We start from the raw sequence: 24,455 nt of genomic DNA, 5'->3' as shown, positions 1-24,455 counted from the left end.
ATGGTGCGATACGCGGCGCGTATCGCACATCCGGCGCTAAGAGATCCAGCGTCGAACATCACCAAACTAAGGGCTCCGCTACGGCAAGACCATGAGGCAAACGAACGACGCGACGACACGTGACTTCGGTCAAGAGCCAACGGGTCCTTGCGTAGCCACGTCGTAGAGGCAAATGCCGATCGCTTTCGGTGCCGCCGAATGCGTTTATTCGGAACGTGATGATGCGCGCAGATCAGGGGCTGGATTAGCGAGGGAAGGCGTGGCATAAGCGGCGAACCACCACCACATGCCACCCCGACCGCCGGGGCGCGCGCACGAATAGGCAAGCCGCTCCTCACTCGCCGACCATTGGTCGGCGGGAATGGAATACGCCGGGTGACGGCCCTGGGGGCCTCCTCCGCCGGCGATTTCCAGCACTACCCCTGCTTAGCGCGGAGCGCAGCCCGGAGCTCCCCGTCTAGCGATCCATGAAATGTGTAACACTGCGATTACGGCTAGCGTACGATGGCTCATGCAAATTGTTTTAGTTCATAGGCTTAGCGATTTTTCTGGCACGCAGCGAGACACCCTGAAACACACCTCCTCTTAGGGCTTGCTTATGTCTGACCAAGACCGTTTGCCGCCGCTCCAGATGCTGTCGGTGTTCGAATCCGCGGCGCGCCTGGCGAGCTTCACGGCGGCCGCGCGCGAACTGGGCTCCACCCAGCCGGCCGTGAGCCAGCGCATTGTGCAGCTCGAAGCCGACCTCGGCACGCCGCTCTTCGAGCGCGGACACCGCGGCGTGACGCTGACGGCGGACGGCCAGCGCCTTTACGAGGCCGTGCGTCAAAGCATGGCGACGATGCGCGACGCCGTCTCCGAAATACGCGCGGCACGGGCGAAAGGCGCATTGACGATCTTGACCGATGCCGGCTTCGCGACCTATTGGCTCGTACCCCGGCTCATGGATCTGCGGCGGCTATTGCCCGATATCAACGTGAAAGTGGTGACGTCGCAGCTCGCATTCGATCCGCGCCGCGATCATGCGGACGTGGTAATCGCATTCGGCGACGGCGACTTCGCGCCCTGCACCGCGACGCGCTTGTTTCCCGAGGAAGTCGTGCCGGTCTGTTCGCCGAGATTTCGCGAAGCGCATCCCAACATTTCCAAACCGGCCGATCTGTATTCGGCGCCGTTGTTGCATGTGCAGCCCACCGAACCCGAGCGCTGGCTAGGCTGGAATAGTTGGTTCGCGGCGCACGATCTAAGCGCGCCCCCCGATCGTCACGGCTCGACGTTCAACAGCTATGCGCTCGTCATGAACGCGGCGCTGACCCATCAAGGCGTTGCACTGGGATGGCTGCCGCTCGTCGACGAGCTCATTGCCAGCGGACAGTTGGTATCGCTGTTCGACGAGCCCGTGAGCACGCCGCGCGGATACTTTCTGGTGTGCCCGCCCGCGCGGCCCGAAACGCCTACCGCGCCGGCGTTCCGCCGATGGCTGTTTTCGGCATGCTCGACGAGCCTTGCCGCGGCCGCCACCTGAAGTGCGAGCGTACCGCCGCCGCTCAGTCAGATGCACGCTATTGCTTGCGCCGACGGGCCCATTCCGCGAACGCTTCGTCTTCGATGCGGTAATGGCCTAGCCCCAGCCGCGTCACGACGTTATTGGCCTGCAAGCGCCGCAGCGCATGAGCGACCGTATTTTTGCTGGCGGGCTTGCCTAACCACGCCGACACCGCCGCGATACTCGCCGCGCCATGAATATCGCCATCGCCCCGTGCCAGTAGCGTCACCACGGCTCGATCGGCCGGATTCATCTCGGCCCATTGCTTCGAAAAGTGCTCGTCCGAAAACACGGACGCCTTCGTATGCGCCAACGCGGCCGACATACCTTGCGGTTGATAAAGCACATACCGTTCGACGAATCGTTTGAAAAATTCCGGCGTTCGATGCAATTCATCGAAGGCTTGCCTGCCCTCGGCCAACGTGATCTTGTTCTTGATCATGCTATTCATGAGCTTGACCGTGAAGCTCACGAATTCGTCTCCCAATAGCGGGAACGGCTCGAGCGTGGCCCAGTTGTAGAAAGGCTCCGAGGCGCGCGCGAACATCTCGCGCAAGGTGGTTTCAGAGCTGCCGGCGAAGATCACCTTGATACCGAGCTTGCGAATATCGAGCGCGGCGCGCAGCGAATGTGCAAAGTCGCTATGCATCGCGCGCGCCAGCACCTGCGCCTCGTCGATCGCCAGCAGAAGCGGCTTGTTTTGACGGTCGAGTTGTTTGAGGATTTCCCGCAACGCTACGGCACTATCCGTGCTCGGTGCGGCCAACTCCGCCTCGAGCGTCCCCTCCATCCCTGGAACGGAGGCCGTCGCCTTCACTTTCTTCACAGGCCTGCCGAGCTTGGCCAGTACGGCTTTCAAACCCTGGGGCTCGAGCGCTTCCGAGAGCGCGGACAACAACGCCGTCGCGGGCGCCGACCGGCTATCCCAGAGGTTCGTGTATGCAACGAGGTACCCGCGCGCAACGGCCGCGGGCATCAAATCGCGCCGCAGAAACTCCGTCTTCCCCATGCGCCGGCGCGCGAACAGCCCTCGGGCGGACGACAGCTTCAAATCGAATGCATCCAGATAGGCCGCAGCCAAGTCGGCGCGGGCGAAATGCCACGGATCCGGTTCGGGCGTTTCACGAAGTATCATCATGTTTGATACGTATCAAAAATGCTGATACTCGATGATACCAAGCGCTCAGGAAATCCGGCAGTATCGAAAAGTATCATCGACTATGAGAAGTATCAAAACTCATGATACTTCTTGATACCGCGCGATCGCCACTTGCCTTCCCCGCGCCGGCGGCTCGATCACGCCTTGTGCGTCGACAACAAAATACTGGTCTCCGTATTGGCGATACCGTCGATCAAGCGGATCGCACCCAATACCCGATCGAACTCCTCCAGCGAGTCGGCCTGCAACTCGGCGATCAAATCCCAACGGCCGTTCGTGCTATGGATCGTCGTGACGTTGGGGTGTCCCCGTAGCGCCTTGATGATGTCCGCCGCGCGATTGCCCTGCACCGCCACGGACATCAGCGCGCGGATCCGATGCTTTTCGGCGGCGCGTTTGAGCCGCACGGTATAGCCGACAATCACGCCCTCGTTTTCGAGCCGAGTCAGCCGGTTTTGCACGGTCGCCCGCGCCACTCTCAGCACTTTCGCCAGCGCCACCACCGGCATCCGCGCATCGTCGCGCAGCAACCCGATGAGCTGCCGATCCACATCGTCGAGATTGATCATAGTCCGTTATCCCCCGCCTCTTGAGCGGCACAGCGAGCGATACGCGACCGCCGGCTTGAGCAAATTTCCATCCGAATTGAACATATTGTCAATTTTCATTGTCAATTTGTCACCTTTGCCAGCTTTTTGTTGGCTCCGCTCGCGGAAATAATGATCCCTATCGGCGGCAAACAACGCCGCGGCACTTTAGGAGACAACCATGATGACTCGATTCCTCGACGTCCCCGCCACCAGCCGACTCATCGCTCGCGTCGGCGTGCCGGCGTTCCTGAGCGAACTCGTCGATACGCTGCGCGCGGACTACCTCAGATGGAACGAATTCGATAAATCGCCGCGCGTCGCCTGCCATTCCCCAAACGGCGTGATCGAGCTCATGCCGGTGGCCAACGACACGCTATTCGCATTCAAGTACGTCAACGGGCACCCGATCAACGCCCAACGCGGGATCCACACGGTGATGGCATTCGGCGCGCTAGCGGAAGTCGACACCGGGTATCCGGTCCTCCTAGCCGAACTCACCTTGACGACGGCATTGCGCACGGCGGCAACCTCGGTGCTCGCCGCACGTGTGCTCGCCCGATCCGATTCGAAGACGATGGCCTTGATCGGCAACGGCGCGCAAAGCGAGTTTCAAGCGATCGCGTTCCACACGCTGCTCGGCATCGAAGAAGTTCGCGTCTTCGATCTCGACTCGAACGCCACCGATAAACTCATCCGCAATCTGAGCGCCTACCCGGCGTTGCGCGTCCTCAAGGCCCCCTCGGCCGCCGATGCGGTACGCGGCGCGGACATCGTCACCTCCGTCACCGCCGACAAAACCTACGCGACGATCGTCACGCCCGACATGATCGAGCCCGGCATGCACTTGAACGCGGTCGGCGGCGACTGCCCCGGCAAGACCGAGCTGCACGCGGACGTGCTGCGCGCGAGCCGTGTCGTCGTCGAATATGAACCGCAAACCCGCATCGAGGGCGACATTCAACAAATGCCGGCCGATTTCCCGGTCGTCGAACTCTGGCGAATTTTGGAGGGCGAGTTGGTGGGCCGTGAGAACGATGAGCAGATCACCGTATTCGATTCGGTCGGGTTCGCCTTGGAAGATTATTCGGCACTGCGCTATTTGCATGCACTCGATCGGCGGTACGACGCAGGGATCGACATTTCGCTCATTCCGCCCTCCGTCGATCCCAAGAACTTATTCGCGCTCATCCAGCAAGCACACGTCGCGAGCCCCGAGGCCGCACGCAGCTTCGAACAGGTGCAGGCGTTCGCACGATGACACCTCAACTCGTTCGCATGGCCGCCGCACAAGATCGTCCGATGCCTGTCATGAATGCCTCGTCGATTCAAGCGCCCGCCGCCGTCGTCATGATTCGCCCGCATCGTTTCATGCCGAACCCTGAAACGGCGGCCGACAACGCGTTCCAACGCCATCCCGTCGGTCTCGATGCGGCAAGGGCTCAAGCGGTGGCCGAGAAGGCTCGCCATGAGGTCACGGCCGCCGCGCAGGCGCTCACGGACGCGGGCGTGCGCGTGCATCTGTTCGACGATGAGGGCGCGCTGGGCACGCCGGATTCCGTGTTTCCGAACAATTGGTTCTCGACGCATGCGGGCGGCCGCGTCGCCCTCTTCCCGATGTATAGCGCCAACCGCAGGCGCGAGCGCCGCATCGACGTCATCGAGATGCTCAAGGCTCGATACCGCGTGCATGAAGTGGTCGACTACTCGGGGCTCGAATACGACGGCATGTTTCTCGAAGGCACCGGGGCCGTCGTGCTCGATCATATCGGGCGCACGGCATTCGCCGCCCGTTCCAATCGAGCCGATCCGATTGCACTCGAACGGTTTTGCAGCCAGTTTCATTTCGAGGCGATCTGCTTCGATACCGCCGATCCGGACGGGCGCCCCATCTATCACACGAACGTGATGATGAGCGTGGCCACGGCGTTCGCGCTGGTGGGCCTTGATTCGATCCGCGATGCCCACCGGCGCGACGAAGTGCGCGAGCGTCTTTTAGCGACGGGGCGCGAGGTCATCGCGCTCGATCATGGGCAAATCGCTCATTTCGCGGCTAATGCGCTCGAGTTAAGCGGACCCGACGGCCGTCTGCTGGCGCTATCGACAACCGCCCTCGCGAGCTTGACGCCCGCTCAGCGCGCGCTGATCGAACGCTCGGCGCGGCTGCTGCCGCTCGACGTGCCGACGATAGAAACGGCCGGTGGATCGGTGCGCTGCATGCTCGCCGGCATCCATCTTTCGCCGCGCGCCGGCTGAAGGACACGACGCGGGGGTTTTGTCAGAGGGCTTCGATCAGCTCGCGCCGCTTCGTGCGGCAATACGCGGTGCAGGCGATATGCGCGGCGCTGGCCGCCGCATTGACCATCGCATTGGCATTCGTCGGTTTGCATACGGAAACGACGATCGGCGGCGGCACCGGCTTGAGCGGCAATTCGACGAATTCGCCCGTGCGCAACTCGTCGGTTACGAACAGGCTCGGGATACAGGCCACCCCGTAGCCGTCGCGCACGAGCTGCACGATCGCCGCCACGGAAGGCGAGCATGTCATGCGCGTTTGCTCGGGTCGCACGTTTTCTTGCCGCGCGAGCGTGAGCACGATGCTTTGCAACGCAACTTGAGGCGCCGTGCCGCGGCCGAAGGTCAAGATAGGCCGCTGAAGCACCCGGGACGCAAGTCCCGCCGCACGTTTGGAGAGCAGCCCGCGCTTTGCGATCCAACGGACGGGATAGCTTGCGATCGCGCTCGAGGCGATCTTCGTGCTATCGATACCCTCGACGCGAATCACCAAATCGAGTTCGCCGGCCAGCAGTCGCTGCTGCAATACCGCGCTCGAATCGACGGTCAGGTCGACGTCGAGCTGCGGAAACTTCGCATTCAGGTGCGTGACGTAGTGAGCGAGCCAAGAATGCACGAGCGTTTCGATCACGCCCAGGCGCAACTTACCGCCCACGACGACTTCTTGCCCTGCCGCCTCGCGTAGCGCGCGCGCCGCATCCACCACGTTGCGTGCGAGTCCGAGCAAGCTTTCGCCCGCCGGCGTCAGACGAAATTGAGTGGTCGAGCGATCGACGAGTTCAGCGCGCAACTCGTCTTCGAGCGATTTGATTCGTAACGAAATGGTCGCCGGCGTCGCGTGCAGAACGCGCGCCGTGGCGCGGAAGCTTTCGAGCTCGGCCAGGGTAACGAACGTTTCGACGAATCGCGTGTTCATCGCCTACCGGGTCGTGTCGAATCCTCAGCCACGCGGAACACCTGCATCGCCTCGCCGAGCTGCTGGGCCTGTTCGTTGAGCGACACCGCCGCCGCGGCCGCCTGCTCGACGAGGGCCGCGTTTTGTTGCGTCGCACCGTCCATCTGCGAGATAGCGCGATTGACTTCGTCGATGCCGATGCTTTGCTGATTCGATGCCGTGGAGATCTCGCCGACGATCGTGGTGACGCGCTTGACCGCCGTGACGATGCCTTCCATCGCATCGCCCGCGCTTTCGGCCAATGCCGCCCCGCTTTCGACCTGGGCCAGCGAGGTATCCACGAGCACGCGGATCTCCTTGGCAGCCGCCGCGCTACGTTGGGCCAGGCTGCGCACCTCGCTCGCGACGACGGCGAAACCCCGTCCATGGTCGCCGGCCCGCGCGGCCTCCACGGCCGCGTTCAGCGCAAGGATGTTGGTTTGGAACGCGATGCTATCGATGACGGACGTGATATCGGCCACCTTCTTCGAGCTTTCGGCGATCGCTCTGACTTTGCTGACGACATCGCCGACTACGCCACCGCCGCGCTCCGCCTCCGACGACGCGCTGGCCGCCACCTCGGTCGCCCGCGAAGCGTTTTCGGCGTTTTGTTTGACCGTCGACGTCAACTCGTCCATCGCCGCCGCCGTTTCCTCGAGCGACGCCGCCTGCTGTTCCGTGCGGCTCGACAAATCGCCGTTGCCGGTGGCGATCTCGGCCGCCGCGACGCGAATTGTTTCGGCCGCCGACTTCACGCGCGACACCGTGCCCGCCAGCGTATCGCGGGTGTAAGCGATGGCGGAGACGATGCTGTCGTCGTCGCCTTGCGCCACTTCGATTCGGCCGGTCAGGTCGCCCGATGCGATTTGACGCGCGAGCTCGGCAGCCTTCGCGGGCTCGCCGCCCACGGAGCGCCGCACGCTCTTGACGGCAACCGAGGTCAAAATCGAAATCGCCGCGCCCAAGACGATCAGGACAACGAACGACAGGCCGAGCGTGTGATAGAAGGCCGTTTGAATGTCGTCCTGATAAACGCCGGCGATGAAATCCCAATTCCACGGTTTATAGCGCTGGACGAATCCAAGCTTCGAGCTGGGCTCGGTCTCGCCCGGCTTGGGCCACCAGTATTCGACATACCCCATGCCGCTAGGCGAAGCCCCGGCCGCCGCGATGTCTCTATACAGGAAGTTGCCTTTCGAATCCTTCCATTGCGACATGTCCTTGCCGTTCAGCTTCGGCGCCATCGGATGCATGACCACGACCGAATCCGCGCCGACAACCGTCACATATCCATTGCCGCTATAGCGAAGGTCGGCGATACGGGCCAGCGCTTGCTGCTTCGCCGCATCGGCGCCGATCTTGCCCGCCTGCGCATCGCGATCGAGGCCCGAGGCGATCGAGTACGCCATCTCCGTCACGTCGGCGAGCGCGTGCTTGCGTTCGCCCAACTGCATCTCGCGCATCTGCATGGCGTGCCAGACGGTCAGCGTCAGCAACCCGACCCAAGTCAGGAGCAGCGGAATCCAAAGCTTTTGTCGCAGGGATAAGCGAGACATGATGGTTTCTTTGTTCAGACGAAATGGGCGGGTTAGACCGTGGGCATGCCGCGCCTGATGTCACTCGCTGCCCATCTGCATAACGGCATCCATGCGCGAATGTTAAGTGAATCAAAAACCCACCGCCCCTCGCCTCGAGGCATCGATTCGATCGCTAAGCACGAAATAAGTCAATCCGGTCAGTCGCCAATCCGGCACCGTTCATCGCCGCCAATCGCTTGTCAGTCATGGATCTCCGCGCATCGTTCCGTTCCTCGCGCGCACCTGGGTTGCGGGAAAACCCGCATGAAAGTGTTAAGAGAAACTTGACGGCAGCGCACGGAATAACTTGCTGGCGCGTCATTTCATTCAAACCTAATCTCCTCACCAAGCCACCTTCATCGAGGAATGCCTTCATGCCGCATCGATTCCGCCAACTCGTTCGCCATAAGGACTTCAAAGGTCCGACCGCCGGCCACTGCGGCGAGTACGCCCAAGCCAATCTCGTGATCATTCCGAGCGCCTACGCCGAGGACTTCCTACGCTTTTGCATAAGAAACCCCAAAGCATGCCCCCTGCTCGGCGTCGGCGAGCGCGGGCAATGGAATATACCGGCGCTCGGTCGCGATCTTGATCTGCGCACCGATGTGCCCGGCTACAACGTCTATCGAGACGGCGAACTCGCCGAACAGCCCGACGACATCGTCGCGCTCTGGAACGACGATCTCGTCGCCTTCGCGATCGGCTGCTCGTTTTCCTTCGAGCAAATGCTGGCGAACGAACGGATCCCGCTCCGGCACGTCGAGGAGGGCGTGAACGTGCCCATGTTCCGCACCGATATCGAGAATGCCCCGGCCGGTCCGTTCGGCGGTCGGCTCGTCGTATCGATGCGGCCGATGACGGGCGCGAACGCGATAAGAGCCGTGCAGGTGACGAGCCGCTTCCCTTCGGTGCACGGCGCCCCGGTCCATTTGGGCAGCCCGCGCGCGATCGGCATCGCCGATCTGTCGCGTCCCGATTACGGCGATGCCGTGACGATCCGCGAAGACGAAGTGCCCGTGTTCTGGGCCTGCGGCGTGACACCGCAAAGTGCGCTCCAAGCCGCGCGGCTGCCGTTCGCCATTGCGCATCGACCGGGCCACATGCTCGTGACCGATATCCCCAACGCATCGCTCGCCGTCCTCTGACGCAGCGTTTGCCATGAATACTCGTAGCAACGAGGAGACATCAATGCATACCGAAGCCCATTACCCCGAGGTCGAGCCCGCCGACGATGCCGGCGACGTCGGCGGCCATCGCGGTCATGCCCTGTTCGGCTGGTACGGCCACTTGCGCGCGAACGAACGCCGCGCGTTTTGGAGTTGCAAAGCGGGCTACGCGCTCGATGCAATGGACACGCAATTCCTAAGCTTCGTCATTCCCGCGCTGATCGCAACGTGGGGACTGACTTCCGGCCAAGCGGGGCTCATCGGTACCGTGACGTTGCTGATGTCCGCGCTCGGCGGATGGATCGCCGGCATCTTGTCCGATCGCGTCGGACGCGTACGCACGCTACAGATCACCATCGTCTGGTTCGCGGTCTTCACGCTCGCTTGCGCATTCGCGCAAAACTTCACGCAATTGCTCGTCGCACGCGGCCTGATGGGATTGGGCTTCGGCGGCGAATGGACGGCGGGCGCCGTCTTGATGGGAGAAGTGATCCGCGCCCGCGACCGCGGCAAAGCGGTCGGCATGGTTCAAGCGGGTTGGGCCATCGGTTGGGCCGTCTCCGCCGGACTCTATACGCTCGTGTTTTCCCTCTTGCCGGCAGAGACCGCATGGCGCGTGCTGTTCGCCCTCGGCATCGCGCCCGCGCCGTTCGTCATCTTCATCCGCCGCTTCGTGGAAGAGCCCGAGGTACACCGCCAGGTCAAAGCCCACGAGCGCGAAACGAATACGTCGCACTCGTTCATGGAAATCTTCGGCGCCGATATGTGGTGGACCACGCTGCGCACCGCCCTGCTCGCGACGGGCGCGCAAGGCGGTTATTACGCCATCACGACGTGGCTGCCGACTTACCTCAAGACGGAGCAGCACTTGAGCGTCATCGGCACCGGCGGCTATCTCGCCGTCATCATCGCTGGGTCCTACGCGGGCTATCTGTTCGGCGCATGGTTGTCCGACCGCGCCGGCCGGAAACTGGCCTTCATCGTCTACGCCCTCGCATCGATGATCATCGCGCTCGCCTATACGCACGTGACGCTCGACAACACGCTGTTACTTATTCTCGGATTCCCCCTAGGCTTTTTCGCTTCGGGCATTTTTTCGGGGATGGGCGCCTTCATGTCGGAACTCTTCCCCACCCGCGTGCGTGGATCCGGCCAGGGCTTCTGCTACAACTTCGGCCGTGCCGTAGGCGCAGCCTTCCCGTTCCTCATCGGCTACGTCGCGCAAAAGATGGCGCTTGGCGCCGCCATCGGCACCTTCGCCGCTTGCGCTTACGGCGTCGTCATCCTCGCCGCCCTCACGCTGCCGGAAACGCGCGGTGCTCAGCTCAAGCACTAAGCCTCGATCGCCCCCATTATCCAGACCATGATGTACGAAGACATGAAGCACGACACACAGCAAATTATTTCGGACTCCGAACGATGGCAATTTTGGATCGACCGGGGAGGTACGTTCACGGACATCGTCGCACGACGCCCCGACGGGATGCTCGTCACGCACAAGGTCCTCTCGGAAAACCCCGAACGCTATCGCGACTCGGCCGTGCAAGGCATTCGCGAGTTGCTCGGCGTGCCGCACGGCTCACCCGTGCCGGCGGAGCTGATCGAATGCGTGCGCATGGGGACAACCGTCGCGACGAATGCGCTGCTCGAGCGCAAGGGCGAGCGCACCGTACTCGCGATCACGAAGGGCTTCGCCGATGCGCTGCGCATCGCCTATCAAAATCGGCCTAAGCTGTTCGTCCGCAACATCGAGCTGCCCACGCTGCTCTACGAGCGCGTCGTCGAGATCGACGAGCGCATCGGCGCAAGGGGCGAGCTCGTGCACGAACTCGACGAGGCTAGCGCGCGCACGTCGCTTCGTCAGGCCTATGACGAAGGGATCCGGTCATGCGCCATCGTCTTGCTGCACGCTTATCGTCATCCCGAGCACGAACGCAGGCTCAAAGCGATCGCGCAGGAAATCGGCTTCACGCAAATCTCGGTGAGCCACGAAGTCAGCCCGCTGATGAAGCTCGTCTCGCGCGGCGATACGACCGTCGTCGACGCCTATCTATCGCCCGTATTGCGCCATTACGTGCGTCAAGTGGAAAGCGAACTGGGCCCTGTCCCGCTGCAATTCATGCAGAGCAACGGCGGCTTGACCGATGCGCATCGTTTTCAAGGCAAGGACGCGATCCTATCGGGACCCGCCGGCGGCATCGTCGGTGCCGCGCAAGTGGCCGCGCTCGCGGGCTTCGACCGCATCATCGGCTTCGATATGGGCGGTACCTCGACCGACGTCACCCACTACGCGGGAGAATACGAGCGAGACTTCGTCACGGAAGTCGCGGGCGTGCGCATTCGCGCCCCGATGATGAAAATCCACACCGTCGCGGCCGGCGGCGGCTCGATTTGCAGCTTCGACGGGGCGCGTTTCCGAGTCGGTCCCGAGAGTGCCGGCGCGAACCCGGGGCCTGCGGCCTACCGGCGTGGCGGCCCGCTGACCGTGACCGATTGCAACGTCATGACGGGCAAGCTCGATCCGCAATGGTTTCCGAAAGTGTTCGGCCCGCAAGGCGACGAACCGCTCGACGATGCGATCGTGCGCCAACGCTTTGCCGAGTTGGCCGGTACCGTTTCGGCATCGACGGGGATCGAGCGGACGCCCGAGGAAGTCGCCGAAGGGTTCTTGAAGATCGCGGTCGAGAACATGGCCAACGCGATCAAACAAATTTCGGTGCAGCGCGGCTATGACGTCACGCAATATACGCTGGCCTGCTTCGGCGGCGCGGGCGGCCAACATGCCTGCCTCGTGGCCGACGCGCTCGGCATGACGCGCGTCTTCATTCATCCGCTTGCCGGCGTGCTGTCGGCCTACGGCATGGGCCTGGCCGACGTCCGCGCGCTCAAGCAACGCGCGCTGGAAGTGCCGCTCGACAACCCCGCGCTCGCGGCTTGCCATGCCGCCTTCGGTGAGCTTGCGCAAGCCGCGCGCGGCGAAGTGGCCGCCCAACGGATCGACGATAGCCGGATCAGTCTGCGCCACACGCTGCACGTCAAATACGACGGCACCGATACCGCGCTCGAAGTCGATTTCGACGACGACGCCGCGATCGTCGTCGCGCAGTTCGAAAAGGTCTATCGGACCCGCTACGGCTTTCTCATGCCCAATCGCGCTTTGATCGTCGAAGCCGTGGCCGTCGAAGCCATCGGCTGCACGCGACAAGCCCGCGACGAGCAATGGCCGCTCGCCGAGGACGCTTCGGCTCAACCGGCCCCCGTCGTGTCGACACGCCTCTTCACCGGCGGCCAATGGCGCGAGGCGCCGGTCTACGATCGCGACGCGATGGCGCCGGGCGCACGGATCGACGGTCCCGCGATCGTCAAGGAGCGCACGGGCACGACGATCGTGGAGCCCGGATGGCAGCTGGCGGTAACGGATCACAATCATCTGGTCGTGGAACGCACGGTGCCGCTGGAGGCGCGCCATGCGGCCGGCACCCAGGCCGATCCGGTGCTGCTCGAAGTGTTCAACAACTTGTTTATGTCGATCGCCGAGCAAATGGGCGTGACGCTCGCGAACACGTCATACTCGGTCAACATCAAGGAGCGGCTCGATTTCTCGTGCGCCTTGTTCGATGCGGACGGCAATTTGATCGCCAACGCGCCGCATATGCCCGTTCACCTCGGCTCGATGGGCGAAAGCGTGCGCACGGTGATCGAACGCCGCATGGGAACGATGCGGCCCGGCGACGCGTTTGCGTTGAACGCGCCCTATGCGGGCGGCACGCACTTGCCCGACGTGACGGTCATCATGCCGGTATTCGCATCCGGCTCCGGCGAGCCGATGTTCTACGTGGCGGCACGCGGGCACCACGCCGACATCGGCGGCGTAACGCCGGGATCGATGCCGCCCGATTCGGTCCACGTCGACGAAGAAGGCGTGCTGCTCGATAACGTTCAGCTCGTCGCCGAGGGCCGTTTTCTCGAGGGGCGCCTGCGCGATAAGCTGCTATCGGGTCGCTGGCCCGTGCGCAATGTCGAACAAAATCTGGCCGATCTGCGCGCGCAAGTGGCTGCCTGCACGAAAGGGGCGCAGGAACTCGAGCGCATGTGCGGACAATTCGGCGTCGGTACCGTGCAGGCTTACATGCAGCATGTTCAGGACAACGCCGAGGAAGTCGTGCGACGCACGCTGTCCGTGCTCAAGGACGGACGCTTCGAATATGCGTTCGACGACGGGGCGAAGATCGTCGTCAGCGTCTCGATCGACCATGCCCGGCGCTCCGCCGTCATCGACTTCGCCGGCACGAGCGAGCAGCAACCGAATAACTTCAACGCGCCGTCGGCGATTTGCAAGGCGGCCGTGCTGTACGTGTTCCGCACGCTCGTGGACGAGGATATTCCGCTGAACGCCGGCTGCTTGAAGCCGCTCGACATTCGGATTCCCGAGGGCTCGATGCTCAATCCGCGCTATCCGGCCGCAGTCGTCGCTGGCAACGTGGAAACGTCGCAAGTCGTGACCGATGCGCTCTACGGCGCGCTCGGCGTGCTGGCCGGCGCGCAGGGAACGATGAACAATTTCACGTTCGGCAACGACAGCCTTCAGTATTACGAAACGATATGCGGCGGATCCGGCGCCGGGCCTACGTTCGACGGATGCAGCGCCGTACAGACGCATATGACGAACTCGCGTCTGACCGATCCCGAAGTGCTCGAGTGGCGCTTTCCGGTGCGGCTCGACGCGTTTAGCGTCCGGCTCGGAAGCGGCGGCGACGGACGTCATCGCGGCGGCGACGGGACCGAAAGGCGCGTGCGCTTTCTCGAACCCATGACGGCCGTCATGCTCGCCAACCGCCGTCTCGTGCCGCCGTTCGGGTTGAACGGCGGCGCACCCGGCGCGATCGGGGTCAATTGGATCGAACGCAAGGACGGCTCGCGCGAACACTTCGGCGCACGGCATCGGATGCAGGTCGGGCAGGACGACGTCGTCGTCATCCAGACGCCGGGCGGTGGCGGCTACGGCCCGGCTCGGGATTAGCCTCGGACCGGTCAAGCGACGCTGTGCGTGCCGACCTGGCTCACTCGCAAACGCGACGACGCCAGGTCGCCCGCCACGAGATCGGCGACGCTTTCCGCCGTGGCGGCGGAGAGCGTCCACCCTAAGTGTCCATGCCCCGTGTTGTAGAACACGGTACGCCGCCGCCCTCTTCCGACTCTCGGCAGCATGCTCGGCAACATGGGCCGCAGCCCGGCCCATGGAACGACGCGCGCGGTCGACACCTCGGGAAAATGCTCCCGCACCCACCGAACGAGCGGCGCGATTCGATCCGCTCGAATGTCGCGGTTCTCGCCGTTCAATTCGGCCGTACCCGCCACGCGAAACCTGTCGCTGCCGAGGCGACTCGTCACGATCTTCGCGCGGTCGTCGAGCAAGCTGACCCACGGCGCCGCCTCCCGGCTCGCCGGGTCATCGAGCGACACAGTGATCGAATAACCCTTAACCGGGTAGACGTTCACATGATCGCCCACGTGCGCCGCCAATGCGCGACTGCCTATACCTGCGCAAACGACGACGCGATCGAATCGATCCACCTCGCTACGGCCATCGGATTGCAGTGCGATCGAGACTTGGCCTTCACCCGTCTCGTCGATCGATTGCACGGCCGCATCGTAGCGAAATCGAACGCCCAGCCGCTCGCAAGCACGCGCCAACCCGCGCGTGAATTTGTGAATATCCCCCGTCGAGTCGGATTCGGTAAAAAAGCCGCCGTAAAAATCGCCGCGCAGCGTCGGTTCGATCGTACGAATCTCGTCGGGCGTGACGGCCCGGCGCGCCAAGCCGCCGTCGCGCAAGATCGCATTGACCTTCGAAGCGGACTCGAATTCGCCGCGCGTCGCATAGAAATGCAATATCCCGCGTTGCTCGAGATCGAATTCGATCGCTTCGCGCTTAGCGATCGAGAACAAGTGCTCACGGGCGGCGATCGCCAGGCGCACCGTCTCGATCGTGTTGTCGCGGTAACCCGGAATCTGGCGCAAGAATTCGCCGATCCAACTGTATTTGTGCCACGTGGGGCGCGGATTCATCAGCAGCGGCGCGTCGCGCTTGAACATCCAGCGCAGGCCTTTGAGCACGGTCGCGCGGCTATTCCAAACCTCGGCATTGCTGGCGGAGAGTTGCCCGCCGTTCGCGAACGACGTTTCCATCGCGGCATAGCGATGACGTTCGAGCACGGTGACGTGGCAGCCGCGCCGGGCGAGCGCATAGGCGGTAGTGACGCCGGTAATACCGGCGCCGATGACGGCAATTTTTGACATGACATGGTCCAGCGTTCGTTGAGCATCGCCGGCCGATTGCAACCGGCGCCGATGCCCCATCTGTCCATGTACCTGAGAGTTTCGCCCCAGGCGCGACTGCACGGCGCGCGGGGCTCCCCTTCGGTGGGCGCCGAGATGGCGCCGCTCTCCAGATGTTCCTGCTGCGCGGTCCTTTTGCCTGAGAGTTTCCGGGGCGGTTGCTCCGTCGGCGTCGTTCTAGGCGAACGATCTCTTCCATGCAGCTTGGTGGAACGCGCTAAGACTAGCCGCGCTCAAGAAAGTCGGCAAGCGTTTTTTAATCCTTCGTACGCAATGCCGGCTCCACAACGGTCTGACGTGTCACCGTGATCGTATCGAGCACCGAGAGGACGTCGTCTGCGTCGAAGACCTCGCCCAGGCTCACGACGCCCCCCTTCGCCGAACTCTTTCCGCCTAGCAAACCACAGCTTCAGTGGATCGGAGAGCGGATCGCTCGCCCAGGTTATCGCGGCTGTCCGCAAATCAACATCGCCGCCGAATACGCCGACGACAAACATCCGGCGCGCAAAGTTGCCGTCGCTCACAAACGTGAGATGCGGCGACGGTGCGCACAGCAGTGGGCGGGCGCTACATGCACATGGGCCCGCTCAATTTCTGCACGAATTGGCGCAGATGCTCATTCCGAAGAAGGGCCGCAGGTAGAGCCGGTTTGCGCCGCGTGCGCGCCGAAGCGCTGCACGCGGCGTTCGGCGTACCGCGTTAGCGCATTATTTCGACAATGCAACCGCGTCCGCGCCGGCCGGGATGCGCAGCGGGGACGACGGATCGTTCGCGGCACGCCATACGGCCTCGGCGACGTCGACAGAGTGCGTAATCTCGGTCGATTGCTCCCAACGCTTGAAAATGTTCTGCGCCAACTCGGCGTACGGTTCGGGGAATCCATCGCGCATCCGCGGCTGGCCGTTTTCGGCGAAGCGCGTATCGGGCGCGCGCCCGGGCAACACCAAATTCACGCGCACGTTGAACTGCTCGAGTTCGAGCGCAAGCGATTCCGTGAACGCATTGACGGCCGCCTTGCTCGCGGTATAGACGGAGAGCAACGGCAGCGATCTTAGCGTTACGCTCGACGTGACGTTGACGACCACCCCCGCCTTGCGCTGCCTGAATTGCGGCAAGACGGCTTGGGTTACTGCAATCGTTCCGAGCGTGTTCGTGTCGAACACTTCGCGCGTGATCGCCATGGCGGTGCCCTCCAGCGCATTGAGCACGCCGATTCCCGCATTGTTCACGAGAACATCGATGGGGCCTGCCGCCTCCACCGCAAGGCGGATACTCTCGGCGTTCGTCACATCGAGCGGCAGAATGCGCAAATGCTCCGAAGGTGGCAACACGTCCTCGCGCGGCGTTCGCATCGTGGCGATCACCCTCCAATCGCGTGCGAGAAAGTAGCGAGCGATTTCAAGGCCGAAACCGGACGAGCAGCCGGTGATGAAAATGGTCTTCATGAATGAGCGACTCCTGTCGATCGTTAGCGGTATGCAGACGATAGGCTCAAGCGGCCGGATTCGCTACAATCAAACGTCCAGGTTTTATTCGCGAGAGTCCACTCATGGTCGATCCGCTCTCCGAGATCGTTGCACTGCTCCAACCCAGTGCGTCGGTCTCGAAAGTCGTGAACTGCGCGGGCCGCTGGCGCGTCCGCCGCTACCGCGCGCCGGAGCCGCTCTATTGCGTCATTCTCGAAGGGGCCTGCAAGCTGCGCATCGGCGACCAACCTCCGATTGCGCTACAAACGGATGATTTCGTGCTCATTCCCTCGTCGTCGACGCTTACGATGTCGAGTCTCGAGCCACCGGTGCCGGAGGCGGCCGACAGTCCGCCCACCGTTCTGCCGAACGGCGAATTCAGCCTCGGCCCGCAAGGCGTGAAACCCGATGTTCGGTTGCTGGTGGGCCATTGCATCTTCGGTTCGCCGGACGCTGGGCTGTTGGTGTCGCTGCTTCCCGGGCTCGTTCATACGCGCGGCGACCGTCGTCTCACCACGCTCGTTCAGCTCGTGGTCGACGAATTCCGATCGGCTCGGCCCGCGCGTGACGTCATCTTGACGCGGCTATTGGAAGTGCTGTTCATCGAGGCGTTTCGAACGTCCTCCAGCGGCGCCCTTTCGCCCGGGCTGTTGCGCGGGCTCGGCGACGAACGCCTGGCCGTCGCGATCCGATGCATGCATGATCGTCCCACCCAAGCGTGGACGGTCGCGCAACTGGCGAAGCAAGCGGCGCTCTCGCGCTCGGCGTTTTTCGATCGATTCAGTCGCGCGGTGGGCATGGCGCCGATGGAATATCTTCATGCTTGGCGCATGGCGATGGCTAGGAAGATGCTGATACAGAAGGAAGGAAGCGTCGCACAAGTGGCTCAGCGTGTCGGCTACGGCTCCGCCAGCGCGTTTAGCGTCGCATTTGCACGATATGTCGGCGTGCCGCCTTCGCGGTATGCGCAAGCGCAGATGGAGACGGAGCATTGACGATCGCGCCGAGCGGCGCGATCGAGGCGGCTCGGCGTTAAGTCGGAAAGATCAGCGATCGATGCGCAGCAACACCCGCCATGACACCGGACGCCGAGGCAAACGTGGCGTTCGTCATCGCCGTGGACACATCTCCCGCCGCAAAGACACCGGGCACGCTCGTTTCTTTCCATTCGTCGACACGAATCACTTGCCCGAACGGACCCTCGTCGATTGCACACCCGAGTTGCCCGGCAAGGTCGCTCGCCATCTCCGTCCGCGCACCGACGAAAAGCGCATCGATAGGGACTTCGCGTCCGTCGACGAGGCGCACCGCGTTCATCGCGGGCGCTTCGCCTAGTATCTCCGCCACCGGCGTCGATTCGATCGTTACGCCGCGAGCTTGCAGTAGCGCCGCATCCTGCTCGCTCGGTTCGACGATTCCCTGCGTGAACCAGGTTGTCGGCCCCCAATCCGGGATCAACAGCGCTTGATGAATCGAGTTCGGATGCGTGGCTAGCACGCCGAGCCGACGGTCACCCACTTCGTAGCCGTGACAGTAAGGACAGTGCAATACGCTGATGCCCCATCTCGCCGCTAGCCCCGGCAACGCCTCCGGCAGTTTGTCTTGAATGCCCGTGGCCAGGATCAACCGGCGGGCTTCCTGAGTGGCGCCATCGGCGAGTTCGACGCGAAAGCCTCCCGCCACGCTGTACGCCCGCTTCGCCTCGCCCTTGACTAGCGATACCGTGGGGTATTTCAGCAATTGCCGGGTCGCGCTGGCAACGATCTCCGACGGCGGCACGCCGTCTTGACCGAAGAACCCATGCGCGTGAGACGCGAACCGGTTGCGCGGCTTGCCCGCATCGATCAATTGCACGCGGCGCCGCGCACGCGCGAGTTGCATCGCGGCCGACAGACCCGCGAAACTGCCGCCGACGACGATCACATCGTACTGTTCTTGCATGTCTGCTTTTCCGAATGAAGGGGTGGGCGCGAGGTCTGCGCAATGCGCATCTCACGAAACATGACGAGTTACATGATAAGCCGGATGTTATCATCATGCAACTTGTGATGTTTCGAGAGAGAGCAGCTTAGATGAGAACGGATAGCCGGTTGTCCCGCTTACTGCATGCCCTCTTGCATATGGAGCATGCCGAGCGGCCGTTGACTTCCGAGGCGATGGCCGAGATGCTATGCACCAATCCCGTGGTCGTGCGCAGACTGCTCTCGGGGTTGCGCGAGAGCGGCTACGTCCAGTCGGAAAAGGGACATGGAGGCGGGTGGGTGCTGACGGTGTCGCTCGACGATATTACGTTGCTCGATGTCTATCGCAGCGCGGGCGAGCCCGCGCTGTTTTCGAGCTTAGTGACCGAGGACGATCCGCAGTGCTTGGTCGAACAAGCCGTGAATGCTCATCTCTCGGCAACCGTTGAGGAAGCCGAAAAAGCATTGCTCGCGAAACTCGGCAAGGTGACGCTGGGCGATCTATCGCGAGAGATCAAAAAGAAAGGCAAGCGGATGAATCCGCCACGCGTTTGAAGGGATTTCCCCTCGCCTCAGTCTTGCGCGGGCCGATCCATCGACACGCCCAACTCGGTTGCCATCCGCTCGACCAGCGCCCTGAGCTGGGCCACCTCGGCCGCCAAGCGCTGCTGCTCCGCTCTCAATGCCTCGAGTTCGGCCGGTGCGACCGACTCTTGCGCGGAAGAGCGAGCAAGCGCGAATTCATCGATGCTGACTTCGCCGCACATCAAATGCATCCAGCGATTTTCGCGCTCGCCCGGTGCGCAGGGCAGCTTCACGGCCAGCGGCGGCGTACGCGCGGCAAGCTCGTCGAGAAAGGCTTCGACCGACGAGTTGTCGGCAAACCCGTGCAGACGCGCGGCGTTCAGGCGCAATTCGGCGGCCGTCTGCGGGCCTCGCAACAGCATCACCGTCAACAGCGCGGCAGCCTGGCTCGGAATACCGAGTACGCGGTTCATGTTGTGTTCGTAGCGCGTCACGCGGCTGCTGCTTGCCTCCATCACGAGGCTTAAGCGCTTCAGGCCATCGATCGCATCCTGGACCTCGGGCTCGGTCACGCTCATGACCGGCGAGCGGGCCGTTTTCTGATTGCAACCCGCTGTGAGCGCATTCAGCGACAACGGGTAAGTATCGGGGACCGTATGCTGTTTTTCGACCAGCACGCCAAGAACACGGGCTTCGAGGGGAGTGAGCTCACGCAGAGGTTGAGTCATAAGGCAACGGCCGACGGTGGGGATGGGGGGATATGATATCCCGGCCGAGCAGGACGGCACGTACTTCGCGCACGACGATTCTCTTTCGTTCCCTTAACTCGGCGCGCCCTTCGGCGGCAAGACCATCGCCGCGAGCCCCGTCAGCGCATGTAAGGCGGCAAGCATCAAAAATCCATAAACCCACGCGTTGAGCCCAGCGTTAGCCGTACCTCGTTCGAGCATCGAAGCCAGGAAGATCGCGCACAGCGTAGTCAGCGTCGGCCCGCCCAACCGCTGCGCGATATTCAGCGTGGTGGTAGCCATCGACAAATGACGCCGCTCGATCGACGCATAGGCCACCGACATCGTCGGCAGTCCCACCGCACCCTGCCCCATTCCGCGAACGAATAGCACCGGCAGTAACAGCAGGGTATCGATCCGGCTGCTCGCCAACGCAGCGAGAACCAGCGTCGCACAGACGGCGAGCAATGCCCCCGAACAAGCCACCGCACGCGACCCGAAGCGCTCCGTCAGGAAGCCCAGCGACGGGTACGTGACCATCATGCCGAGCCCAAGCGGCGCAAGCATCCACCCCATCTCGGCGGGCGACCGACCGCACGCCTCGATCAAATAGAGCGGGATCAGCATCTGCCCCGCGAACGACACACCGTTCGAGAGGAATTGCGCCAGCGAAGCAGCGGCGAATACTTTGCTGCGAAACTGACCGAGATCGATCAGGGCCCGCTCCCCTTTTCGTTTCTCGACGTAGATAAAGACGGCCAGCAGCACACCGCCCGCGATCATGGCGCTTATCCCCAATCGGCGAATGGAACACTCCGCCCCGAACAGCATCAATGCCAGGCCCGGAGAGAGCAACACGAGCCCGAACCAGTCGAGCTGACGCGGCGTACGCTCCTTCTCGTCGTTAGGCAGAAAGCGCACGGCCAGCACGACGGCGAGCAGACCCACGGGAACGTTGACGACGAAGAGCCAGCGCCAAGACGCGTAGCGCAAAATCGCGCCCGCGATGACGGGCCCCAAGAGCGGTCCGAGCAAAATCGGAAAGGCGGCATAACCGGCGATGCGCGTGAACTGATTGCCGGCCGCTCGTTTCATCATCAATTGCGCCATCGGAGCAAGAAGGCCGCCGCTCACGCCTTGCGCAATACGAAAGCCGATCAGCGAAGACGTCGACCACGCAAGACCGCATAGCCCCGAGCTCAACGTGAACAGCGAGAAACACCATAGATAGAGTTTCTTTCCGCCGATCCGGTCGACGAGCCAGCCGTTCAACGGCAAGACGAACGTCAGCGCGAGCAAGTAGCCGCTCGTGACCCATTGAATGGTCGGCAGCGTCGAATGCAAGTCGAGAGCGAGACTCGATAGCGATACGTTGACGATCGTGGCATCCAATTGGGCGAGCAACGAGCCTAGCACCACGACCATCGAGATCCGCCACACCGAAGGATCGAGCGCCTTATCGGGCTCGGAATCGAGCTGCACTGCTTTTCGGTCGCCGTAGTCCATTCGCTTTTCCCGATCGATCGCTGCCTTGGCCGCCGCGCATGAAATGCTTGTAGTGCGATGGGTCCATGCCACATTCGCCGAACATCGCCTCTCGTTTCAAGAGCCGCCGAGTTGCCTAATGATCGGCAGCGCCGCCGCGAGCGTCCGCACATCGGCCTCATCGAGTTTCGCTACGGCATCGACGAGCCAATCGTGTTTCGCGACGCTACGACGCTGCCGTGCCTCGAGACCCTTCGCCGTCAGCATGAAAAGGATTTGACGGCCATCGGACGGATGCGGCTTGCGCTCGACACACGCCTGCTCCTCGAGAATCGATAAGACCGATTTCATCGACTGAGGCCGCATCGATTCGGCACGAGCAAGGTCGGCGGTCGTCATCGGCCCCTCGCGCTCGAGGCGCGCCAGCACGCTCGACTCGGAAAGATTGAACTCGCCGGAATGGGCTTCCGAGCGAAGCTTGCGTACGAGCTGACCAATCGCCGGCATGAGTTCCGCAACGATGAGGTCCAGCGAAGAATCGGAGGGTCGTTTCGACGTCATGTGCCAAACGATAGAACATGACAGTTTAACTTGCAAGTTAAACTGTCGATATATTGCTCGATCGCTCGATCGCCATCCGGCAGGATCCTATGGCGAGCCTATTTCGTGGTCCACACCACGTCGCCGTCGACAGAGTAGACGCGGCAACCGGCGTGTCCGCTTGCGCATTGCGCCAATGCGTCGTTGAGCGGATCGATGCCTGATGCTGCGCCCCAAGCGCCATCGGGAGCGATCGCGAACGCCCGGGGACGATGCGTGCCGAGGTAGCGCGTATAGGCATTTCGTCCGTCGGCATGCAGGTAGGGGACCGCCTTGACGTCTTGGACAGGCGCGAAATGCGTGGGAGGCGGGGCCGCCATCTGGCGCGGCCATACGACCGTGTCGTCGACCGCGTAGAGCTGGCAATATTTCGAGCGCGACCAGCATTGCCGCATCGCGCTACGCGCCGGATCGAAACTACCGGATACCCATGCACCGTTGGTGCTGCCGATCGCCATCGCTTTAGGCGTCGGGGCGGCAAGGTAGCTCGTGTAAATCGCCGCCTTCTGCGTGTCGGTCAGATACGGCACGGCATTCGCGTCGCCGATCGTTGCGTATCCGCTGGCTTTCGGTGCCATACGGGGCAGGTATTCGGTATTGACTTCGCGATTGGGCATTCCGATGCCCGCCAAGAACGCGTCGGCTTTGGCGACCCACAACGGAAGTCCCGCTCCGGAAGCCGTCATCGCATGAGCGTCTTTCTGAAACGCGCCGTAATCCACCAATTGAGCATGTGCACCGGCACCTGTGTAACGGGCGTACATGCCATGCCACGTCGCTACAGAAAAAATCTGATCGTTGTCGCCGTAAAACCAAATCGAAGGCAATCGCGTATGGGCGCCAAGTTCGGCGGAAGCCGAAATCAAGCTCTCGTCGGGCTTCGTGCAATCGGATTCTTTGACGCCGCCCGCAAAATTGAGCAGCCCCTTCACATCGGGGGGATTGGTCGCGCCGAAAGCCAACGTGTTCCATCCACCCATGCTCTTACCGGCCACGACGATTTTCGTGGTGTCGATGCCGGGAAGTTCTTTGACGGCATCGAGCACCTTGCGAATATCTTTGGCGGCGTCGCCGCCGATCGCGAGTACGTCGCACCCGTGGGGCAACGTGTAGCCATAGGAATGCGCATAACCGCGCATCATCGGCATGGCGACGGCATACCCGCGCGAGAGGAAATACCACGGAATGAACTGATCGCCCACGCGCGGCGCATTGGCCGGGTCGTGCGACGCCCCGTGATTGATCAGCGCAAGCGGGAAGAAGCCCCCGCCCGCGGAGTGGGCCGGCATATACACCGTCACCTCCAGGCTGATCGGCGGCGATGCTTGAACGGGTACGCGAATGACTCGCTCATTCAGCGGGGCCTCGGGCTCGGCGGCGTCCTCGTCCGATGGCCGGGCGATCTGCGGTAGTGCGATCAGCAAAGCGAGCGCTCCCCAAGCAAGGGCAGCCCGAAACCTACAGCGTTGCGCCATGTATCCGTTATATGTTCAATGGAGGGTACGCCGAGCCGCCGCTCTCTCGACAGTGCATCGGCACGTCTTGGTCAACGGCATATCCCTACAAAACTTGAGCGACCGGCGCGCGCTCGTGGCCGCGGGCTCCTCGGGATCCGGCACAATGTCGAACTCAGGCGGTCCGCTGCTCTGCCTAAATCGAATCGAACATTGGGAGAATGATCGTGACATCATCGTCGAACGAACTTTATACGCAGCAGATTCAGACGTACCTGAAAGCCTTGGAACGCGGCGACGTGAAGGCGATTTGCGCGCTGTTCGCGCCGAACGCTCAAATCTTCTCGCCGTTCCTCGGGTGGATGGCCCCCGCACCGTTCTTCGCGAAGGTCGTCGAGGCATCAAGCGAAAGCAAGATTACGCCGATCGATATTTGCGTCAGCTCGCTGGGAATGCCGCGCGCAACAGGCTACTTCGTCTACGATTGGGGCCTCAAGGATGGCACCTCGGCGCGTTTCGAGTGCGTGGACGTGTTCGAATTCGATGAAAACGGCGCCATTACAAAAATGACCATCGTCTACGACACCTATCCCATTCGCAGCACGGTCGGCGATAAGTACGCATAGCGGGGGT

The 24,455-nt window shown here is 62.6% G+C and carries 21 protein-coding genes and 1 riboswitch; of the genes, 9 read left to right on the top strand and 12 right to left on the bottom strand.

The genetic code is table 11. From position 1 onward, the window contains the following. Positions 1-598: 598 nt before the first annotated feature. Positions 599-1,525 (top strand): choline sulfate utilization transcriptional regulator, encoded by a 927-nt coding sequence (locus AB1286_RS23775; protein ID WP_430365699.1) that lies wholly within the window; start codon positions 599-601, stop codon positions 1,523-1,525. 37 nt (positions 1,526-1,562) lie between these two features. Here AB1286_RS23775 and AB1286_RS23770 read toward each other — a convergent pair whose 3' ends face one another. Beyond that, positions 1,563-2,684: a hypothetical protein gene (locus tag AB1286_RS23770; protein ID WP_430365698.1), complete on the bottom strand. Its 1,122-nt coding sequence runs from the start codon at positions 2,682-2,684 to the stop codon at positions 1,563-1,565. Positions 2,685-2,842: 158 nt separating this feature from the next. Then, positions 2,843-3,274: an Lrp/AsnC family transcriptional regulator gene (locus AB1286_RS23765; protein ID WP_430365697.1), complete on the bottom strand. Its 432-nt coding sequence runs from the start codon at positions 3,272-3,274 to the stop codon at positions 2,843-2,845. Positions 3,275-3,476: 202 nt separating this feature from the next. Between AB1286_RS23765 and AB1286_RS23760 the strand changes: the two genes are divergently transcribed. Beyond that, entirely contained in the window at positions 3,477-4,553 is a 1,077-nt protein-coding gene (locus AB1286_RS23760) for an ornithine cyclodeaminase (RefSeq protein WP_430367295.1), read from the top strand. 50 nt (positions 4,554-4,603) lie between these two features. Then, on the top strand, positions 4,604-5,548 hold the full coding sequence (ctlX, locus tag AB1286_RS23755) for a citrulline utilization hydrolase CtlX (protein ID WP_430367294.1): 945 nt from the start codon (positions 4,604-4,606) through the stop codon (positions 5,546-5,548). 22 nt (positions 5,549-5,570) lie between these two features. Here the strand turns inward: ctlX and AB1286_RS23750 are convergent, their stop codons facing one another. The 3 genes from AB1286_RS23750 to AB1286_RS23740 all read right to left on the bottom strand — a co-directional run bounded on the left by AB1286_RS23750 (position 5,571) and on the right by AB1286_RS23740 (position 8,474). Then, positions 5,571-6,503 (bottom strand): LysR family transcriptional regulator, encoded by a 933-nt coding sequence (locus AB1286_RS23750; protein WP_430365696.1) that lies wholly within the window; start codon positions 6,501-6,503, stop codon positions 5,571-5,573. Beyond that, positions 6,500-8,077, bottom strand: a complete 1,578-nt coding sequence (locus tag AB1286_RS23745; protein ID WP_430365695.1) for a methyl-accepting chemotaxis protein — start codon at positions 8,075-8,077, stop codon at positions 6,500-6,502. The genes AB1286_RS23750 and AB1286_RS23745 overlap by 4 nt, the downstream gene beginning before the upstream one ends. Positions 8,078-8,231: 154 nt before the next feature. After that, positions 8,232-8,474 carry a hypothetical protein gene (locus AB1286_RS23740; protein ID WP_430365694.1) on the bottom strand — a complete coding sequence of 81 codons (243 nt, stop codon included), beginning with the start codon at positions 8,472-8,474 and terminating at the stop codon, positions 8,232-8,234. On the opposite strand from AB1286_RS23740, the gene AB1286_RS23735 reads away from it, so the two are divergent. Genes AB1286_RS23735 through AB1286_RS23725 form a run of 3 tightly spaced genes read left to right on the top strand, consistent with a single transcriptional unit; the run spans position 8,473 to position 14,284 of the window. Next, positions 8,473-9,243 (top strand): putative hydro-lyase, encoded by a 771-nt coding sequence (locus tag AB1286_RS23735; protein ID WP_430365693.1) that lies wholly within the window; start codon positions 8,473-8,475, stop codon positions 9,241-9,243. The two genes, AB1286_RS23740 and AB1286_RS23735, sit on opposite strands and share 2 nt — an antisense overlap. 43 nt (positions 9,244-9,286) lie before the next feature. Beyond that, the gene (locus AB1286_RS23730) at positions 9,287-10,600 is read left to right on the top strand and encodes an MFS transporter (protein ID WP_430365692.1); all 1,314 of its coding nucleotides are present in this window, start codon (positions 9,287-9,289) and stop codon (positions 10,598-10,600) included. 42 nt (positions 10,601-10,642) lie between these two features. After that, entirely contained in the window at positions 10,643-14,284 is a 3,642-nt protein-coding gene (locus AB1286_RS23725; RefSeq protein ID WP_430365691.1) for a hydantoinase B/oxoprolinase family protein, read from the top strand. Positions 14,285-14,295: 11 nt separating this feature from the next. Here AB1286_RS23725 and AB1286_RS23720 read toward each other — a convergent pair whose 3' ends face one another. Both AB1286_RS23720 and AB1286_RS23715 read right to left on the bottom strand, forming a co-directional pair. Then, entirely contained in the window at positions 14,296-15,624 is a 1,329-nt protein-coding gene (locus AB1286_RS23720; RefSeq protein WP_430365690.1) for a D-amino acid dehydrogenase, read from the bottom strand. Between the two features lie 96 nt (positions 15,625-15,720). Next, positions 15,721-15,811: riboswitch (glycine riboswitch) on the bottom strand. Positions 15,812-16,310: 499 nt separating this feature from the next. Then, positions 16,311-17,048, bottom strand: coding sequence for an SDR family oxidoreductase (locus tag AB1286_RS23715; protein WP_430365689.1), 738 nt, complete (start codon positions 17,046-17,048; stop codon positions 16,311-16,313). 104 nt (positions 17,049-17,152) lie between these two features. On the opposite strand from AB1286_RS23715, the gene AB1286_RS23710 reads away from it, so the two are divergent. After that, positions 17,153-18,064 carry an AraC family transcriptional regulator gene (locus AB1286_RS23710; protein WP_430365688.1) on the top strand — a complete coding sequence of 304 codons (912 nt, stop codon included), beginning with the start codon at positions 17,153-17,155 and terminating at the stop codon, positions 18,062-18,064. Positions 18,065-18,101: 37 nt separating this feature from the next. Here the strand turns inward: AB1286_RS23710 and AB1286_RS23705 are convergent, their stop codons facing one another. Next, the gene (locus AB1286_RS23705; protein WP_430365687.1) at positions 18,102-19,010 is read right to left on the bottom strand and encodes an NAD(P)/FAD-dependent oxidoreductase; all 909 of its coding nucleotides are present in this window, start codon (positions 19,008-19,010) and stop codon (positions 18,102-18,104) included. A 131-nt stretch (positions 19,011-19,141) separates the two neighbouring features. On the opposite strand from AB1286_RS23705, the gene AB1286_RS23700 reads away from it, so the two are divergent. Beyond that, complete coding sequence (locus AB1286_RS23700; RefSeq protein ID WP_430365686.1) at positions 19,142-19,585, top strand: RrF2 family transcriptional regulator; 444 nt, start codon at positions 19,142-19,144, stop codon at positions 19,583-19,585. A gap of 17 nt (positions 19,586-19,602) precedes the next feature. Here the strand turns inward: AB1286_RS23700 and AB1286_RS23695 are convergent, their stop codons facing one another. The 4 genes from AB1286_RS23695 to AB1286_RS23680 all read right to left on the bottom strand — a co-directional run bounded on the left by AB1286_RS23695 (position 19,603) and on the right by AB1286_RS23680 (position 23,792). Further along, positions 19,603-20,283, bottom strand: coding sequence for a YceH family protein (locus tag AB1286_RS23695; protein ID WP_430365685.1), 681 nt, complete (start codon positions 20,281-20,283; stop codon positions 19,603-19,605). A gap of 93 nt (positions 20,284-20,376) precedes the next feature. Then, positions 20,377-21,789: a DHA2 family efflux MFS transporter permease subunit gene (locus tag AB1286_RS23690; protein WP_430365684.1), complete on the bottom strand. Its 1,413-nt coding sequence runs from the start codon at positions 21,787-21,789 to the stop codon at positions 20,377-20,379. Positions 21,790-21,885: 96 nt separating this feature from the next. After that, positions 21,886-22,329, bottom strand: a complete 444-nt coding sequence (locus AB1286_RS23685; RefSeq protein WP_430365683.1) for a MarR family winged helix-turn-helix transcriptional regulator — start codon at positions 22,327-22,329, stop codon at positions 21,886-21,888. 98 nt (positions 22,330-22,427) lie between these two features. Continuing rightward, positions 22,428-23,792 (bottom strand): dienelactone hydrolase family protein, encoded by a 1,365-nt coding sequence (locus tag AB1286_RS23680; protein WP_430365682.1) that lies wholly within the window; start codon positions 23,790-23,792, stop codon positions 22,428-22,430. Between the two features lie 257 nt (positions 23,793-24,049). Between AB1286_RS23680 and AB1286_RS23675 the strand changes: the two genes are divergently transcribed. After that, a complete protein-coding gene (locus AB1286_RS23675) occupies positions 24,050-24,448 on the top strand; it encodes a nuclear transport factor 2 family protein (protein WP_430365681.1) in 399 nt (132 codons plus the stop codon). The last annotated feature ends 7 nt before the right edge of the window (positions 24,449-24,455 follow it).

The sequence above is a fragment of the Trinickia sp. NRRL B-1857 genome (genome assembly GCF_050470685.1).
Lineage (GTDB): Bacteria > Pseudomonadota > Gammaproteobacteria > Burkholderiales > Burkholderiaceae > Trinickia.
The sequence above is the reverse complement of the archived record's forward strand: the minus strand, read 5'-3'. Positions and strand labels throughout refer to the sequence as shown.

What these genes read in the sequence shown, in the direction of transcription:
- AB1286_RS23775 (WP_430365699.1), top strand. Translation starts at nt 599, where the DNA reads ATGTCTGACCAAGACCGTTTGCCGCCGCTCCAGATGCTGTCGGTGTTC.
- AB1286_RS23770 (WP_430365698.1), bottom strand. Translation starts at nt 2,684, where the DNA reads ATGATGATACTTCGTGAAACGCCCGAACCGGATCCGTGGCATTTCGCC.
- AB1286_RS23765 (WP_430365697.1), bottom strand. Translation starts at nt 3,274, where the DNA reads ATGATCAATCTCGACGATGTGGATCGGCAGCTCATCGGGTTGCTGCGC.
- AB1286_RS23760 (WP_430367295.1), top strand. Translation starts at nt 3,477, where the DNA reads ATGACTCGATTCCTCGACGTCCCCGCCACCAGCCGACTCATCGCTCGC.
- ctlX (WP_430367294.1), top strand. Translation starts at nt 4,604, where the DNA reads ATGAATGCCTCGTCGATTCAAGCGCCCGCCGCCGTCGTCATGATTCGC.
- AB1286_RS23750 (WP_430365696.1), bottom strand. Translation starts at nt 6,503, where the DNA reads ATGAACACGCGATTCGTCGAAACGTTCGTTACCCTGGCCGAGCTCGAA.
- AB1286_RS23745 (WP_430365695.1), bottom strand. Translation starts at nt 8,077, where the DNA reads ATGTCTCGCTTATCCCTGCGACAAAAGCTTTGGATTCCGCTGCTCCTG.
- AB1286_RS23735 (WP_430365693.1), top strand. Translation starts at nt 8,473, where the DNA reads ATGCCGCATCGATTCCGCCAACTCGTTCGCCATAAGGACTTCAAAGGT.
- AB1286_RS23740 (WP_430365694.1), bottom strand. Translation starts at nt 8,474, where the DNA reads ATGAAGGCATTCCTCGATGAAGGTGGCTTGGTGAGGAGATTAGGTTTG.
- AB1286_RS23730 (WP_430365692.1), top strand. Translation starts at nt 9,287, where the DNA reads ATGCATACCGAAGCCCATTACCCCGAGGTCGAGCCCGCCGACGATGCC.
- AB1286_RS23725 (WP_430365691.1), top strand. Translation starts at nt 10,643, where the DNA reads ATGAAGCACGACACACAGCAAATTATTTCGGACTCCGAACGATGGCAA.
- AB1286_RS23720 (WP_430365690.1), bottom strand. Translation starts at nt 15,624, where the DNA reads ATGGGGCATCGGCGCCGGTTGCAATCGGCCGGCGATGCTCAACGAACG.
- AB1286_RS23715 (WP_430365689.1), bottom strand. Translation starts at nt 17,048, where the DNA reads ATGAAGACCATTTTCATCACCGGCTGCTCGTCCGGTTTCGGCCTTGAA.
- AB1286_RS23710 (WP_430365688.1), top strand. Translation starts at nt 17,153, where the DNA reads ATGGTCGATCCGCTCTCCGAGATCGTTGCACTGCTCCAACCCAGTGCG.
- AB1286_RS23705 (WP_430365687.1), bottom strand. Translation starts at nt 19,010, where the DNA reads ATGCAAGAACAGTACGATGTGATCGTCGTCGGCGGCAGTTTCGCGGGT.
- AB1286_RS23700 (WP_430365686.1), top strand. Translation starts at nt 19,142, where the DNA reads ATGAGAACGGATAGCCGGTTGTCCCGCTTACTGCATGCCCTCTTGCAT.
- AB1286_RS23695 (WP_430365685.1), bottom strand. Translation starts at nt 20,283, where the DNA reads ATGACTCAACCTCTGCGTGAGCTCACTCCCCTCGAAGCCCGTGTTCTT.
- AB1286_RS23690 (WP_430365684.1), bottom strand. Translation starts at nt 21,789, where the DNA reads ATGGACTACGGCGACCGAAAAGCAGTGCAGCTCGATTCCGAGCCCGAT.
- AB1286_RS23685 (WP_430365683.1), bottom strand. Translation starts at nt 22,329, where the DNA reads ATGACGTCGAAACGACCCTCCGATTCTTCGCTGGACCTCATCGTTGCG.